Annotated in this window: 11 protein-coding genes; 7 read left to right on the forward strand and 4 right to left on the reverse strand. The window is 69.3% G+C overall.

Annotated features, from left to right (window positions below):
- Nucleotides 1–186 precede the first annotated feature (186 nt).
- From ACFJIT_RS17380 to ACFJIT_RS17410, 7 genes are all read left to right on the forward strand, one after another.
- On the forward strand, nt 187–3,282 hold the full coding sequence (locus ACFJIT_RS17380) for a TonB-dependent receptor (protein ID WP_379654414.1): 3,096 nt from the start codon (nt 187–189) through the stop codon (nt 3,280–3,282).
- A gap of 217 nt (nt 3,283–3,499) precedes the next feature.
- A complete protein-coding gene (locus ACFJIT_RS17385) occupies nt 3,500–5,050 on the forward strand; it encodes a tryptophan halogenase family protein (protein WP_379654415.1) in 1,551 nt (516 codons plus the stop codon).
- A 15-nt stretch (nt 5,051–5,065) separates the two neighbouring features.
- Nucleotides 5,066–5,761 carry a SapC family protein gene (locus ACFJIT_RS17390; protein ID WP_379654416.1) on the forward strand — a complete coding sequence of 232 codons (696 nt, stop codon included), beginning with the start codon at nt 5,066–5,068 and terminating at the stop codon, nt 5,759–5,761.
- A complete protein-coding gene (locus tag ACFJIT_RS17395; RefSeq protein ID WP_379654417.1) occupies nt 5,761–6,777 on the forward strand; it encodes a cupin-like domain-containing protein in 1,017 nt (338 codons plus the stop codon). Before ACFJIT_RS17390 ends, ACFJIT_RS17395 begins: the two co-directional genes overlap by 1 nt.
- 22 nt (nt 6,778–6,799) lie before the next feature.
- Nucleotides 6,800–8,305, forward strand: a complete 1,506-nt coding sequence (locus ACFJIT_RS17400) for a tryptophan halogenase family protein (RefSeq protein ID WP_379654418.1) — start codon at nt 6,800–6,802, stop codon at nt 8,303–8,305.
- A gap of 903 nt (nt 8,306–9,208) precedes the next feature.
- On the forward strand, nt 9,209–11,419 hold the full coding sequence (gene uvrD, locus ACFJIT_RS17405) for a DNA helicase II (RefSeq protein ID WP_379654419.1): 2,211 nt from the start codon (nt 9,209–9,211) through the stop codon (nt 11,417–11,419).
- A 694-nt stretch (nt 11,420–12,113) separates the two neighbouring features.
- The gene (locus ACFJIT_RS17410; RefSeq protein WP_131659495.1) at nt 12,114–12,560 is read left to right on the forward strand and encodes a universal stress protein; all 447 of its coding nucleotides are present in this window, start codon (nt 12,114–12,116) and stop codon (nt 12,558–12,560) included.
- Between the two features lie 221 nt (nt 12,561–12,781).
- On the opposite strand, the gene ACFJIT_RS17415 is transcribed toward ACFJIT_RS17410, so the two are convergent.
- From ACFJIT_RS17415 to rfbF, 4 genes are read right to left on the reverse strand one after another with little or no spacing between them, the layout of a single operon-like run.
- The gene (locus ACFJIT_RS17415) at nt 12,782–14,086 is read right to left on the reverse strand and encodes an NAD(P)H-dependent oxidoreductase (protein ID WP_379654420.1); all 1,305 of its coding nucleotides are present in this window, start codon (nt 14,084–14,086) and stop codon (nt 12,782–12,784) included.
- Nucleotides 14,087–14,110: 24 nt separating this feature from the next.
- Nucleotides 14,111–14,674 (reverse strand): dTDP-4-dehydrorhamnose 3,5-epimerase, encoded by a 564-nt coding sequence (rfbC, locus tag ACFJIT_RS17420; protein ID WP_130531932.1) that lies wholly within the window; start codon nt 14,672–14,674, stop codon nt 14,111–14,113.
- Entirely contained in the window at nt 14,671–15,717 is a 1,047-nt protein-coding gene (locus ACFJIT_RS17425; protein WP_379654421.1) for an NAD-dependent epimerase/dehydratase family protein, read from the reverse strand. Before ACFJIT_RS17425 ends, rfbC begins: the two co-directional genes overlap by 4 nt.
- A gap of 6 nt (nt 15,718–15,723) precedes the next feature.
- Complete coding sequence (gene rfbF / locus ACFJIT_RS17430) at nt 15,724–16,497, reverse strand: glucose-1-phosphate cytidylyltransferase (protein WP_130520769.1); 774 nt, start codon at nt 16,495–16,497, stop codon at nt 15,724–15,726.
- Nucleotides 16,498–16,540: the final 43 nt, after the last annotated feature.

A 16,540-nucleotide genomic window follows, 5' to 3' on the forward strand; every position in this document is an offset into this window, starting at 1 on the left:
GCGGGCCTTTGCCGCCGGCGCCATCCACGTCCGCTTCCGATGGCGGCGCTTGCCCCTGCGGCGCGGTGCTGCGATGCGGCGTGACAGCGCTGTCACCCTCTGACAAAACGGCGCACCTGCCGTGTACGAGACCTGAATTCAAGGGCTCGGACGGCATTCGTCATATCCGCACCTGGGGAGGGTCGTATGAAGCAGATGGTTGCCATGCCGCGTCGGCGGTTGCTGGTGTCGGCGATGCTGGTCGCGTTGTCCGCGACGGCCGCCGCGCAGACCGCGCCGGAATCGAATCAAGCGCCGGCCAGTTCGGCCGCGCAGGCCACGCCTGGCAACGCCAGCGCGCAGTCCAGCACCGATGCCACCAACCTGGACGCCGTGCAGGTCAAGGGCATCCGCCAGAGCATGACGTCCTCGGCCAACCTCAAGCGCGATTCGCAGGGCGTGGTCGACGGCATCGTGGCCGAGGACATGGGCAAGTTCCCGGACACCAACCTGGCCGAGTCCCTGCAGCGCATCACCGGCGTGTCCATCGACCGCAGCAACGGCGAGGGCTCCAAGGTCACCGTGCGCGGCGTCGGCCCGGACTTCAACCTGGTGCTGCTCAACGGCCGCCAGATGCCGACCGCCACCGGCGGCCGCGCGTTCGAGTTCTCCGACCTGGCCTCCGAGGCGATCTCGGCGGTGGAGGTCTACAAGACCAGCCGCGCCAGCACCCCGGCCGGCGGCATCGGCGCGACGATCAACATCAAGACCTCCCGTCCGCTGGAGAACCCGGGCTTCCACGCCAGCGCCGGCGTCAAGGGCGTGGTGGACACCTCCGACGACGATCTGCCGGGCCATTACGAAGGCAAGACCGTCACGCCGGAAATCTCCGGCATCTTCAGCAACACCTGGGCCGACAACCGCTTCGGCATCTCGCTGAGCGCCAGCCGCCAGGACCGCGAGTCCGGGTCGGCCCTGGCCCAGGTCGCGCCGGGCAACGGCTGGCAGACCTACATCGATACCCCGCAGGCCAACGGCGTGGGCGGCCCGAACGGCGCGCTGGCCGCCTCGCCCAACGTCACCAACCGTCCGGGCCCGAACGATGTGTATTCGATGCCGCAGAGCCTGGGCTATTCGGTCAACTCGGTGCATCGCCAGCGCACCAACGGCCAGCTGGCCTTCCAGTTCGCGCCGACCGACAACCTGACCGCCACGCTCGATTACACCTACTCGGAAAACAAGATCCAGTCGGCGCGCAACGACATGTCGGTGTGGTTCAACTTCACGCCCGACCAGAGTTCGTGGACCAATGGCTCCGGCTCCTCGCCGCTGACCTATCACGAGACCTACGGCTGCACGCCGCGCGTCTATCCGGGCGGCGCGAGCGACCCGGGCTGCTCGGACCTGGCCATGGGCGCGTCCAAGACCGCCGTGGTGCACGAGAACAAGTCGCTGGGCTTCAACGTCGACTGGCGGGTGACCGACAGCTTCAGCCTGAACTTCGACTACCACGACTCCAGCGCCGAGTCGCGTCCGGACAGCCCGTACGGCTCCAGCAACACCATGTCCACCGCCGGCTTCTTCCGCCAGGGCGCCGGCTTCGACATGAGCGGCGACTTCCCGATCCTGATGCTCAACCTGCCGCCCGGCATGAGCGAGATCGACCCGTCGATGATGCAGGCCACCGGTTCGGTGTTCCGCAACGACTACCAGAAGGCCAAGATCAAGCAGGGCCAGCTCTCCGGCCAGTTCCAGTTCGAGGACTACTCCAAGCTGAACTTCGGCGTGTCCAGCACCGAGTACAAGAACCGCTCGGCCTTCACCAACGTGCAGCTGGATACCTGGGGCGGCAACGTGCCCGCCGGCCCGGGCGCCTATGACGACTCGCTGTTCAAGCTGGCGCACATGGGCGACTACTTCGACGGCGGCGGCGCCAACAGCCCGGCCTTCTCCGATGCGTTCTTCCTGTTCGACTTCGAGGCCATGCGCCAGGCCGCGGCCAATGCCCGCACCAACGCCGGCCTGGGCGTGCCGGAGGACTATCTGGCCTCGACCGACTACTCCGGCGCCGCGGTGCCGGGCAGCTCGGCCAGCCGCACGGTGGGCGACAGCCGCGTGCAGGAGAAGTCGCACAGCGCCTACCTGGAGTGGAGCAACACCTACGATCTGTCCATGCCGCTGAGCGTGGCCGTCGGCGTGCGCTACGAGGACACCAAGGTCACCGCCTCGGCGCTGCAGCCGGCGCCGGTGGCGGTCAACTGGGCCAGCGCCAACGAGTTCAACCTGGTCTACCAGGGCAACGAGTTCTACACCCTGGGCGGCGACTACAAGTACTGGCTGCCGAACCTGGACCTGGCCCTGGACTTGACCGGCGACATGAAGCTGCGCTTCAGCGCCGGCAAGACCATCGGCCGTCCCAACTGGGGCGACCTGAATGCCGCGCAGACGCTCGGCAGCCCGGCGCGCTACGACGGCGGCGGCGGCGGTTCGGGCAACCCGGCGCTCAAGCCGCTGGTGTCCAGGAATCTGGACCTGTCCTGGGAGTGGTACTACGCCGAGGGCAGCTATGTCTCGGTCGGCTACTTCTACAAGAAGATCGACAACTTCATCGCCCGGCAGACCCAGCGCGAGACTCCGATCCCGGACCTGTACACCCCGGCCGGTGGCGCGTACTGGAACGAGGCCGTGGCCGCCGGCTGCGCGCAGACCGACCGTCCCTGCATCCGCGACTACATCTTCGCCAACCACGACGGCGATCCGGGCGTGAACGCGGCCACGGGCAGCATCGTCGGCCAGCCGGGCGACCCGGTGCTGGCGTTCAACATCTCCAAGCCGGTCAACAACCGCTCGGACAAGCTCGATGGCTGGGAGTTCAACATCCAGCACGTGTTCGGCGAGACCGGCTTCGGTGTGGCGGCCAACTACACCAAGGTCGATTCGGGCCTGACCTACAACAACGGCGTGCTGGGCACCCAGTTCGCGCTGACCGGCCTGAGCGACACGGCCAACTTCGTGGTGTTCTACGACAAGGGCCCGTGGCAGGCGCGCGCGGCGTACAACTGGCGCGACGAGTTCCTCAGCGCCCTGGGCGATGGCAAGGGCGACAATCCGCTCTACGTCGAAGCCTATGGCCAGCTGGATCTCAGCTTCAGCTACGAGATCAACGACCACTTCAGCGTGTCGCTGGAAGGCATCAACGTGACCGACGAGTCCACCCGCGTGCACGGCCGCAACATGCACCAGGTGTACTCGCTGGAGCAGTTCGGGCCGCGCTACATGTTCGGCGCGCGCTACAAGTTCTAAGCGCACGCTGAGCCGTCATTCCCGCGCAAGCGGGAATCCAGTGCCTTCGGCGTTCCGCGCCAAGTCGCTGGGTTCCCGCCTTGGCGGGAACGACGAGGTGAAGTGGGGAGAGGCGTTGCAGGAAATGCCGCGTGGCGGGCGGACGCGGCGCACGGGCCACTGGCAAACCAGTGGCCCGTCGCGTTTGATAGGCAGGTGCGAAGGTTCGGGAAGCGCGATGGACGAGGCAATCCGGCATGTGGTGATCGTGGGCGGCGGCTCGGCCGGCTGGCTGACGGCCGGACTGATCGCCGCCGAGCATCGCGATCGCCACGGCCCCACGCTGCGGGTGAGCGTGCTCGAGTCGCCGGACGTGCCGGCGATCGGCGTCGGCGAGGGCACCTGGCCGACCATGCGCGACACGCTGCGCCGGATCGGCGTGGGCGAGGCGGACTTCGTGCGCGCCTGCGATGCGACCTTCAAGCAGGGCTCGCAGTTCGTCGGCTGGGTCGACGGCGGCGCGCACGATCGCTACACCCATCCCTTCACCCTGCCCAAGGGCTATGGCGAGACGCAGCTGGCCGTGGCCTGGGCGGCGCATGGCGGGGTGCCCTTCGCGCATCTGGCCTGCTTCCAGCCGCATCTGTGCGATGCCGGGCGCGGGCCGAAGCAGTTCGCGACCCCGGAGTACGCCGCGGTGGCCAACTACGCCTATCACCTGGACGCGACCCGGCTCGGCGCCTTCCTGCGCCAGCACTGCGTCGAACGCCTCGGCGTGCAGCACGTCGTCGGCCACATGGACGCGGTGCTCAGCCACGAGAACGGCGACATCGCCGCGCTGGCGGTGCGCGACCAGCCCGCGCTGCAAGGCGACCTGTTCGTGGACTGCACGGGGCTGCGCGCGCTGCTGCTGGGCGCGCACTACGGCATCGCGCCGGTCGGCGTCGAAGACATCCTGTTCAACGATCGCGCGCTGGCCCTGCAGGTGCCCTACGTGGACCCGAATGCGCCGATCGCCTGCCAGACGCTGTCCACCGCCCAGCGCGCCGGCTGGATCTGGGACATCGGCCTGTCGGCGCGGCGTGGCGTCGGCCATGTCTACAGCAGCGCGTTCACCTCCGACGAGGAGGCCGAAGCGGATCTGCGGGCCTATATCCAAGCCAGCGGCGGCCCCGCCGCGGCGACACTGCCGCCGGCGCGGCGGATCGATCTCCAGCCGGGCTATCGGCCCACGACCTGGCACCGCAACTGCGTGGCCGTCGGCCTGGCCAGCGGCTTCGTCGAACCGCTGGAGGCCTCCTCGCTGGTGCTGGTGGAACTGGCCGCCGCGCGCCTGGCCGACGAGATGCCGGCCACGCGCGGGCAGATGGATCTGCTGGCCGCGCGCTTCAACGAGACCTTCGCCTACCGCTGGCAGCGGGTGATCGAGTTCCTCAAGCTGCACTACGTGCTCAGCCGCCGGATGACGCCCTACTGGCAGGCGCATCGCGAGGACGCCAGCCTGCCGTCGCGCCTGCGTGAGCTGCTGCAGCTGTGGCGCCATCAGTCGCCCTCGCGCAGTGATTTTCCGCGCAGCGAGGAGATCTTTCCTTCGGCCAGCTGGCAGTACATCCTCTACGGCATGGGCGCCCGTCCGCACTCCCGTCCCGCACGGCGCTCGGAAGACCTGCAGGCCGCGCAGGCCTGCTTCGCCGAGAGCGCGGCGCTGGTGCAGCGCATGCTGCCGGCGCTGCCCAGCCATCGCGCGCTGGTCGAGCACATCAAGGCCCATGGCCTGCCCCGTCTTTGATTCTCAGGAATGCCGATGCCGCGTTACGCCCTGCTCAACAACATCGACCATCGCGACCTGCGCGTCTCCACCCGCCACGGCGCGGGGGTGGACGATGCGGCGATGTCGGTGGTGACCTTCCCGGGCGAGTTCCGCGCGCTGCAGGCCTATTACCCGATCGTGTTCCAGAAGGACGCGCAGGGCGTGTTCCATCCGCTGGCGCTGCTGGGCCTGCAGCCGGGGCAGAACCTGTTCCTGCGCGGCGATCGCTGGGATGCCCACTACGTGCCGATGGCGGTCGAGCGCCAGCCGTTCGCGATCGGGCGCGACGCGCAGGGCGAGCCGATGCTGCACGTGGACCTGGAGCATCCGCGCATCGATCCGCAGGGCGAGCCGCTGTTCCTCGAGCATGGCGGCCACGCGCCGCTGCTGCAGCACATGGTCGCGCTGCTGCGCACCCTGCATGACGGGCTGGCCGGCAATGGCGCCTTCATCCAGGCGCTGTTGTCGCATGAGCTGCTGGAGTCGTTCGTGCTGGACGTGAAGCTGACGGGCGGGCAGGAGATTCATCTGCGCGGCTGCTACACCATCCACGAGGAGCGCCTGCGCGCGCTGGACGGCGAGGCGCTGCAGGCGCTGTCGCGCGCGGGTCACCTGGAGCCGATCTACATGGCGCTGGCCTCGATGACGCATCTGCGCGACCTGATCGGCCGCCTCGAGCAGGACGCGTGATGCAGCCCGCCACGCCGCGCCCGATCGAGGAACGCCACGGCCTGCGCGCCGACACGCTCGGCCCCGAGCTGCTGGCCTCCGAGCAGCCGCTGGTGCTGCGCGGCGTGGTGGCCGACTGGCCGATGGCCCGGGCCGGTGCGGCGTCGGCGCAGGAGGCGGTGGCCTATCTGCGCCGCTTCGCGCGCCCCGACCCGGTGGTGGCCACCGTGGCCGCGCCCGAGACCGGCGGCCGCTTCTTCTATACCGATGGGCAGCAGGGCTTCAATTTCCGCCAGGAGCGCGTGCCGCTGCCGGTGGTGCTGGACACCTTGCTGGGCTATCTGCACGCGCCCGCGCCGCCGGCGATCTATGTCGGCTCGACGACCATCGATACCTGGCTGCCGGGCTTCCGCGCCGAGAACGATCTGGACCTGGGCGCCCGGATGCCGCTGGCCAGCATCTGGATCGGCAACCGCACCCGCATCGCCGCGCATCAGGACATCCCCGACAACATCGCCTGCGTGGTGGCGGGCCGCCGCCGGGTCACGCTGTTCCCGCCCGAGCAGCTGGCCAATCTGTACATCGGCCCGCTGGATCGCACGCCGGCCGGGCAGGCGATCAGCCTGGTGGACTTCGCCGCTCCCGACTTCGAAGCCCATCCGCGCTTCGCCGAAGCGCTGCGCCACGCGCAGGTCGCGGTGCTGGAGCCCGGCGACGCGGTGCTGATCCCTTCGCTGTGGTGGCACCACATGGAAGGCCTGGCGCCGTTCAACATCCTGGTGAACTACTGGTGGCGGCGCAGCCCGGCCTATATGGATTCGCCGATGAACGCGCTGATGCTGGCGCTGCTGAGCGTGCGCGATCTGCCCGCGCACGAGCGCGAACACTGGCGCGAGGTGTTCCGCCACTACGTGTTCGACGCCGACGCCGAGACGGTGGCGCACATCGCGCCCGAGGCGCGCGGCGCGCTGGCGCCGATGGACGACATCCGTGCGCGCGAGCTGCGCGCGCGCCTGCTGCAGCGGCTCAACCGCTGAGCGCCACGAGGGATCGAGCCGCATGACGGACAGTTCGCAGCCCCGCCCGGTCAAGCGCGTGGTCATCGCCGGCGGCGGCACCGCCGGCTGGATGGCCGCCGCGGCCCTCTCGCGCACCCTGGGCAAGGTGCTGGACATCACCCTGGTCGAGTCCGAGGAGATCGGCACGGTCGGCGTGGGCGAGGCCACCATCCCCACGCTGGTCACCTTCCACCGCCTGCTGGACATCGACGAGCAGGCGTTCATGGCCGCCACCGGCGCCACGATCAAGCTCGGCATCCAGTTCGAAGGCTGGCGCGAGCCCGGCCAGGACTACATCCATTCCTTCGGCACCACCGGCAAGGACCACTGGACCGCCGGCTTCCAGCATTTCTGGATGAAGGGCCGCCAGCGCGGGCTGGCGCGCGACTACGGCGACTACTGCCTGGAGCTGCGCGCCGCGCGGGAGCAGCGCTTCGCCCACCTGGCGCGCAACGGCATGAACTACGCCTTCCATCTCGATGCCGGCCTGTACGCCCGCTTCCTGCGCCGCTTCAGCGAAGGCTTCGGCGCCCGCCGCATCGAGGGCAGGATCGCCACCGTCCAGACCAGCGCCCAGGGCGACATCGCCGCGCTGGTGATGGAGGACGGCACCCGCGTGGAGGGCGACCTGTTCATCGACTGCACCGGCTTCCGCGCGCTGCTGCTGGGGCAGACGCTGGGGGTCGCCTTCGAGGACTGGTCGCACTGGCTGTTCGCCGACAGCGCGCTGGCCGTGCAGACCGAATCGGTCGCCCCGCCGGTGCCGTACACGCGCGCGATGGCCGGCCCGGCCGGCTGGCAGTGGCGCATCCCGCTGCAGCACCGCGTCGGCAACGGCATCGTCTATTCCAGCCGCTTCATGGACCAGGAGGCCGCGCGCGCGGCGCTGCTGGACAACCTGGAAGGCCCGCCGCTGTTCGAACCGCGCCCGCTGCGCTTCACGCCCGGCCAGCGCCAGGTCACCTGGAAGCGCAACTGCGTGGCCCTGGGCCTGGCCAGCGGCTTCCTGGAGCCGCTGGAGTCGACCAACATCCATCTGGTTTCGCGCAACCTGACCCGGCTGCTGCAGTCCTTCCCGCATGTGATCCGCCAGGTGGACATCGACGAATACAACGCGCAGACCGAGGCCGAGATGGTCCACATCCGCGACTTCGTCATCCTGCATTACCACGTGACCCGGCGCCGCGACACGCCGTTCTGGCAGGCCTGCGCGCAGATGGACATCCCGGCCACGTTGCGGCACCGGATCGACCTGTTCGCCCAGACCGGCCGCGTGTTCCATGTGCCCAACGAGCTGTTCGCCGAGAACTCCTGGATCCAGGTGATGCTGGGCCAGGGCATCGCGCCCGCGCAGTACCACCCGGTCGCCGACCTGATGGACGACGCCGAGCTGGCGCGTTTCCTGGACGGCATCCACCAGCAGGTCGAACAGACCGTGGCCCGCCTGCCGACCCACGCCGACTACCTGCGCAGCTACTGCGCCCAGCCGCGCCCCGCGATGGCCTGAGCCGGCGGCCTTCAACGCCTCTGCCGGCGTGGCGGCGCGCTCAGAAGGCCCCAGCGGAGCGAGCTCCGCTCTACAGGTGGAAGCCGGCATGCCGGCGATGAGGCTTTCCCGGTAAAGCCCCTCGCCGCCATGGCGGCTCCCACAGGGGAAGTTCCGCCGCCCGGAAAGCGGCTGGCGCGCCCGCTGTTGTGGAAGCAGCTGTCTCCTCAAATCTCGCAGCGACCGCCTGTAGAGCGGAGCTTGCTCCGCTGCTCTTCGTTCGGTTCACGGGGAAGGCCCCAGCGGAGCGAGCTCCGCTCTACAGGGGGGAGCCGGCATGCCGGCAATGAGGCTTTCCTGGCAAAGCCCCTCGCCGCCATGGCGGCTCTCACCGGGGAAGTTCCGGCCTCTGGAAAGCGGGGTGCGCCCGCTGTTGTGGAAGCAACTGTCTCCTCAAATCTCGCAGCGGCCCGCCTGTAGAGCGGAGCTTGCTCCGCTGCTCTTCGTTCGGTTCACGGGGAAGGCCCCAGCGGAGCGAGCTCCGCTCTACAGAGGGGAGCCGGCATGCCGGCGATGAGGCGTTCCCGGCAAAGCCCCTCGCCGCCATGGCGGCTCCCACCGGGGAAGTTCCGGCCTCTGGAAAGCGGGCGGTGCGCCCGCTGCTGTAGAAGCAACTGTCTCCTCAAATCTCGCGGCCGCCTGCCTGTAGAGCGGAGCTTGTGGCAATCCCCTCTTGGGGACTCCGCTGCGCTTCGTTCGGTTCATGGGGAAGGCCCCAGCGGAGCGAGCTCCGCTCTACAGGGGGAGCCGGCATGCCGGCGATGAGGCGTTCCCGGCAAAGCCCCTCGTCGCCATGGCGGCTCCCACGGGGGGAAGTTCCGTTTTCTCAAGGCCTGAGGACGGGCCCGGTAGAATGGGCGGGCAATGGATGTCTCCCACCTGCTCGACGATCTCAATCCGGCCCAGCGCGAGGCCGTGTCCGCCCCTTCGGGGCATTACTTGGTGCTGGCCGGCGCCGGCTCGGGCAAGACGCGGGTGCTCACCCACCGCATTGCCTGGCTGAACGAGGTCCTGGGCGTGCCCACCCACGGCATCCTGGCGGTGACCTTCACCAACAAGGCCGCCGCCGAGATGCGCCATCGCACCGACGCGCAGCTGCGCAACGGCAGCCGCGGCATGTGGATCGGCACCTTCCACGGCCTGGCCCACCGCCTGCTGCGCCTGCACTTCAACGAAGCGCGGCTGCCCGAAGGCTTCCAGGTGCTGGACTCCGACGACCAGCAGCGTCTGGTCAAGCGCGTGGCCCAGGCGCTGGAGCTGGACGAGGGCAAGTACCCGCCGCGCCAGATCGCCTGGTGGATCAACCAGCAGAAGGACGAAGGCCGCCGCCCCCAGCACATCCAGCCCGAGGGCCGCGACGAATGGCTCAGCGCCATGGTCGCCGCCTACACCGAATACCAGGCGCGCTGCGACCGCGCCGGCCTGGTGGATTTCGCCGAGCTGCTGCTGCGCGCACACGAACTGCTGCGCGACACCCCGGCGCTGCTGGCGCATTACCGGCGCCGCTTCGGCCAGCTGCTGGTGGACGAGTTCCAGGACACCAACGCCATCCAGTACGGCTTCATCCGCCTGCTGGCTGGCGACAGCGGGCAGGTGTTCGTGGTCGGCGACGACGACCAGGCCATCTACGGCTGGCGCGGGGCCAAGGTGGAGAACGTGCAGCGTTTCCTCACCGACTTCCCCGGCGCCCAGACCATCCGCCTGGAGCAGAACTACCGCTCCACCGCCAACATCCTGGGCGCGGCCAACGCGGTGATCGCGCACAACCCCGACCGCATCGGCAAGCAGCTGTGGACCGACGCCGGGCAGGGCGACCCGATCGATCTCTACGCGGCCTACAACGAGGTCGACGAGGCGCGCTATGTGGTCGAGCGCGCGCGCCAGTGGGTGCGCGAGGGTGGCAGCTACGGCGAGGTCGCCGTGCTCTACCGCAGCAACGCCCAGTCGCGCGCGCTGGAAGAGGCCCTGCTGGCCGAGCAGGTGCCGTACCGCGTCTATGGCGGCATGCGCTTCTTCGAGCGCGCCGAGGTCAAGGACGCGCTGGCCTATCTGCGTCTGGTCGCCAACCGCGCCGACGACGCCGCGTTCGAACGCGCGGTCAACACGCCGCCGCGCGGCATCGGCGAGCGCACCCTGGACGAGGTGCGGCGTGTGGCCCGCGGCGCGTCGCTGTCGCTGTGGGACGCCGCGCGCAAGGCCGCGCAGGGCGGCGACCTGGCCGGGCGCGCGCGCAACGCGCTGGCCGCGTTCGTGCAGCTGATCCAGGCGCTGGGCGAGGAAACCGCCGCGCTGGACCTGAAGGACAAGATCGACCACGTGCTGGCGCGCTCGGCGCTGCGCGAGCACTGGGCGCGCGAGAACAAGGGCGGGCTGGACGCCGAGTCGCGCACCGAGAACCTGGACGAACTGGTCTCGGTGGCCTCCCGCTTCGCCCGCGCCGAGGTCAATCCGCTGGAGCTGGACGACACACCCGATGCGGCGCAGAGCATGGACGAGCTGGTGGCGTTCCTGTCCTACGCGGCGCTGGAGGCCGGCGAGGGCCAGGCCCAGGCCGGCGAAGACGGCGTGCAGCTGATGACGCTGCATTCGGCCAAGGGGCTGGAGTTCCCGCTGGTGTTCCTGGTCGGGCTGGAGGACGGGCTGTTCCCCAGCGCGCGCTCGGTCGAGGAGCCGGGCAAGCTGGAGGAGGAGCGGCGCCTGGCCTACGTCGGCATCACCCGCGCGCGGCAGAAGCTGGTGTTGGCCTACGCCGAGTCGCGACGCATCCACGGCATGGACAATTACAACGTGCCCTCGCGCTTCCTGCGCGAGATCCCGCGCGGGCTGCTCAACGAGGTGCGGCCCAAGGTGCAGGTGTCGCGGCCCGCTTCGCTGGGGGCGATGCGGGGTGCGGGCGGGCATGCGGCGCTGGAGGTGCCGGCGCTCAAGCTGGGCGCCAATGTGTCGCATCCGAAGTTCGGGGCTGGGGTGGTCATCGACTATGAGGGGGCGGGCGCGCATGCGCGGGTGCAGGTGCAGTTCGACGAGGGGGCCAAGTGGTTGGTGTTGGCCTACGCGAATCTGTCGCCGGCTTGAGGCGTTGGGCTTGCTTGGCGGTTTAGAGCCGCCGACGAATCCTCTACCGTCGTTCCCGCGGATGCGGGAATCCAGCGACTTTCGCGCGGCGAGGTCGAAGGCTCTGGGTTCTCTTCTTCGCGGAAACGGTAGGTTTGCCAGCGGCTCTTAGTGGGTTTCTGCTCTGATGCTGTTGGCGCGCGATAGTTCTTGAATCAAAGGCTTTCGTGCGGCTTCGCCGCCCGACCTACTTTTCTTTGCTTGTGCAAAGAAAAGTAGGCAAAAGAAACACACCCCGGGCGGCACGCCTGCGCTGCGCGCAGGTCCGCTGCGGGGCGAGGGATTTTCCAAGGGGACATCCTGTCCCCTCGGAAAACGCCGCACATCCCTGTGCGGCGCCCTGCGGGTCTTGTCCTCGCCCCTCCGCCGTGCCTTACGGGGGACCTGGAAGCCAAAGCCAAAGCCAAAGCCAAAGCCAAAGCCAAAGCCAAAGCCAAAGCCGGAGCCAAAGCCGGAGCCGGAGTTGGCGCCGCGGGTGGGGCGGGGCGGGTGTAGGCGGGGGTGGTGGGGTGAGGGAGGAGGCGGTAGCACGCGTTTCGCGCTGGCGGTTGGGGCTGGGGCTGGGCGGCGGTTTTGCGGGGCTTTGATCGCGATCAAGGCGGGGGGCGGGCGATCGCGCTTGAATGGGGCATCACCGCAGCGCGTGGAGGGTCCCATGTACCGACGCATTCTGATTGCCATCGATGGTTCCGAGCTTTCCCTGCGTGGCCTGGACCAGGGCCTGGGGCTGGCGGCGCGGCTGGGCGCCAGGGTCGACATCCTGACCGTGTCCGAGCCGTGGGCCGGCGGCATGGTCGATGCGCAGGGCTGGGTGGTGGGCTATGAATCCGGTCCCGAATACCGGGCCGAGCGCGAGCAGGCCGCCAATGCCATCCTGCAGCCGGCGCTGGACCGGGCCGAGGCGATGGAGGTGGAGGCCGAGCCGATCCATGTGCTGGACCGGTATGCCGCCGACGGCATCCTGGAGACCATGGCGGCACGCGGCAATGATCTGGTGGTGATGGCCTCGCACGGCCGCCGTGGCGTGACCCGCGTGCTGCTGGGCAGCCAGACTGCCGAGGTCCTGACCCGCAGCACCGTGCCGGTGCTGGTGGTGCGCTGATCGGTCGGGCGCACCGCGCCGCGGTTGCGCACGTCCATGGACTCCCGCGTTCGCGGGAGTGACGCGTCCAGGATGAGCGCCGGTGCTTGGGAAGAAGCCGTCATCCCCGCGAACGCGGGGATCCATGGACGTCCGCCCAGATCGCCTCAGACCTCATCTACCGCGTCCACATCGGCACCACAACACCCCGAAACGCGCGGATCCGGCGACCCTGACGCCACTCAGACCGTCGCGACCTGCCCAGCAGGCTGGAACAGCGCAGCCTGCTCGACTCGCAGCCGATCGATCAAGCGCCCCTGCGGCAGCTCCACATCGGCATAGGTGAGCACCTGGTCCTTGGCCACGTCGTGCCGGAGCACGCAGCCCTCGGCCACGCCCATCGGCAGCAGCGCGTCGCGCGCGGTGACGTCGGCGCGCTCGCACTGGCCATAGGTCAGGTAGCCGCCCAGCGCGTCGATCGTCTCGCCGGCGGCCAGGTCGCGCTTGGCGGTAGCGACCACCTCGACCAGCGGGCCGCCCAGCGGCTGCAGCACCGCATCGCGCAGCAGCACCACGCGCGCCACCGACAGCGGCACCTCGAAATGGCACAGGTGGTACGGCGTGTAGAAGCTGTACAGCGGGCCCTCGCCCAGCTTGTAGAGGTTGAGGTAGTGCTGCTGCTTGGGATCGTCGTGGCTGGCCAGCACGTACACGCCCGGGCTGGGCAGCGCGCCGACCACGTAGTCGACCGCGCCGCCGACGGCATTGAGCGCGTCGATGTCGTATTTCCTGGTCAGCTCGTCCACGTGGCCGCGGTGGTCGTAGCCGGTCATGCCGCGCTGCAGGATCGACATGCCGGTGCCGTTGGCGACGATGGCCTGCTCGAAGCTGATCTTGGTGCCGTCGGCGAAGCTGGTGACCATGTACGGGTCCTGGCCCCACTTGGCGGCGAAGCCGGCCTGCGTGGCCGGCGTGCGGTACGGGTCCTGCAGGCCCTTGATGTTGCCGCACATCAGCGGCGTCAGCCCGATCGACTTGACGAAGCGGAACAGGTTCATCTGCACGCCGGGCTGGTCGCCGTCGCAGGCGGTGAAGATCACGCCGGCCGCATCCGCCTTGCGCTTGAGCAGCGGGCCGACGGTGCCGTCCAGCTCGGCGTTCATCGTGACCATGTCGCGGCCGTGGGCGATGGCGGCCAGCGAGATGTGCGCGCCGTACTCCACCGCGCCGGTCGCATCGACCAGGCAGTCGAGCAGGTCGCATTCGTACAGCAGCGCCGGGTCGTGGGTGACCGCGGGCACGCCGCTGGTGATGGCGTCGGCCAGCGCGCGGCCGGTCTCGACCACGCGCGCCTGCACGCCGGCCAGGGCGAAGGCGGCCAGCGCCTTGTCCACGTTGCGGTTGCAGATCACCGACAGCACCATGCCCGGCACCGAATGCACGATCTGGTTGACGATGCCCTTGGCCATGAAGCCGGCGCCGTACAGCCCGACGCGGATGGGGGTGCTGGCGGCCTGTCGCGCCTGCAGCAGTCGATCGATGACCATGGGGGAAACTCCTTGAAGCGTGGCTCAGTAGCCGATCAGCCGATCGACGCCGTGATAGGTGGGGTCGAAGTCCGGCCAGGCCGCATCCTTGTCCGAGATGATCCGGCCCGCCGCCGGCCACTGGATGTCGAAGGTCGGGTCGTTCCAGCGCAGCCCACGCTCGGCGCTGGGCTCGTAGAACGCGCTGGCCAGGTAAAAGGCCTCGGTGTCCGGCTCCAGCGTGACGAAGCCATGGGCGAAGCCGCGCGGCACGTAGTAGGCCAGCCGGTTCTCCGCCGTCAGTTCCACCCCGTGCCACTTCAGGTACGTGGGCGAATCCGGCCGCAGGTCGACGATGCAGTCCCACAGCGCGCCGCGCACGCAGCGCACGATCTTGACCTCGGCGGCCGGCGGCAGCTGGTAGTGCATGCCACGCAGCGTACCGGCCTCGGCATTGTAGGAGTTGTTGACCTGGACGAAGCGGTCCACCAGCCCCGCCGCGGCCATTTCCTTCTCGCAGAACACCCGCGCGAACCAGCCGCGCGCGTCGCCGCGCTGCTCCGGCTCGATCACATAGGCGCCATGCAGCGGCGTGCTGTGGAACTTCATGCCGCCGCCCGCAGATCGGGCGCAAGCACCCCGCTGTCGACCAGGCCTTCCAGGATGCGCAGGCGGATGAAGCCGCTCTGGCGGAAGTTGCGGTCGGAGAAGGCGGTGCGCTGCAGCTCGTCGCGCAGCTCGGCGATGGTGCCTTCCAGCGTCTCGATCGGCTGGTGGTCCGGCGCCAGCCGCTCGAACAGCGAGAAGTCCACGCGGTAGGAGCGGTTGTCCGCCGGCGCGTTGGTCGAGATGGAGACCTCGGCGGTGGGGATGGCCGCGCCCACGGCGCGGGCCAGGTCGCGCACCTGCACGTTCCAGCGCTCCGAGCCGGCGTTGACGAACAGGTAGCGTCCGCCCTGCGCGGCCGGGCGCTGGATCGCCCATTCGATCGCGCGCGCCATGTCGCGCACGTGGATCAGCGGGCGCCACGGCGTGCCGTCGGAGAGCACGTCGACCTTGCCGCTGGCCACCGCGCCGGCGACGAAGTCGTTCAGCACCAGGTCCAGGCGCAGGCGTGGCGAGGCGCCGCAGGCGGTGGCGAAGCGCAGCGCGGTGACGGTCATGTCCGTGTCCAGCGCCGCCAGCCCGGTCTCGGTGTCGATCTTGGAGTGGGCGTAGGCGGTCAGCGGCGCCACGGCGCTGGATTCCGAGCGCGGCGTGCCGTCGGCGGCGGCGCCGTAGACGCTGCAGCTGGAGGCGAACACGAAGTGCTTCACGCCCGCCTCGGCCGCCGCGCGGGCTACCGACAGGCTGGCCTTGCAGTTGATCTGGTCGGTGACCTGCTCGAAGCGCTTGCCCATCGCATCGTTGGACACCGCGGCCAGGTGCACCACCGCATCGAAGCCGGCCAGCTCCGGCGCGGTCAGGTCGCGCACGTCGCGGAACCACTGTTCGTCCAGCACCACCTCGGGCAGGCCGCGCTTGTCCGACAGGCAGTGGGCGAACCAGCCGCGGTCCACGCCGACCAGCCAGGCCTGTGGGAAGCGCTGGCGCAGGTGCCTGGCCAGGACCGGCCCGATGTAGCCCATGTTGCCGGTGATCAGGATGCGCATCGTTGCTTACTCCCAGACGCGCCAGGGCGCCTTGTTGTGGTTCCAGAGATCGTTGAGATAGTTCTTGTCGCGCAGGGTGTCCATCGGCTGCCAGAAGCCTTCGTGCTTGTACACGCTCAGCTGGCCCTGCTCGACCAGGCCTTCCAGCGGCGCGCTCTCCCACACCGTGTCGTCGCCCTCGATGAAGTCGGCGACCTTGGGCGAGAGCACGAAGAAGCCGCCGTTGATCAGGCCGTCGCCGTCGGCCGGCTTCTCGCGGAAGCCGGTGACCGCATCGCTCTCCACCCGCAGCGCGCCGAAGCGGCCGGGCGGCTGCACCGCGGTCACCGTCGCCAGCCGGCCCTCGCGCCGGTGCAGGGCGATGCCGGCGCCGATGTCCACGTCGGACACGCCGTCGCCGTAGGTCAGGCAGAAGGCCTCTTCGTCCTTCAGGTAAGGCATCACCCGCTTGAGGCGGCCGCCGGTCATGGTGTCCGCGCCGGTGTCCACCAGGGTCACGCGCCAGGGCTCGGCGCGGCTGTCGTGCAGGGTGGTGGTGTTGCTGGCCAGGTCGCAGGTGATGTCCGAACCCATCAGGTGGTAATTGATGAAGAAGTCCTTGATGACCTCGCCGCGATAGCCCAGGCAGACGATGAAGTCGTTGATGCCGTGGTGGCTGTACATCTTCATGATGTGCCACAGCACCGGCCTGCCGCCGATCTCCACCATCGGCTTGGGCCGCACGGAGGTCTCCTCGGAGATGCGGGTGCCCAGGCCACCGGCCAGGATGACTGCCTTCATTGCTGCTCCTTCCGCGTCACGTCTTGGTCTCCTGCGAAAAAGT

Source organism: Pseudoxanthomonas sp. UC19_8 (assembly GCF_042700505.1).
Lineage (GTDB): Bacteria > Pseudomonadota > Gammaproteobacteria > Xanthomonadales > Xanthomonadaceae > Pseudoxanthomonas_A > Pseudoxanthomonas_A winnipegensis.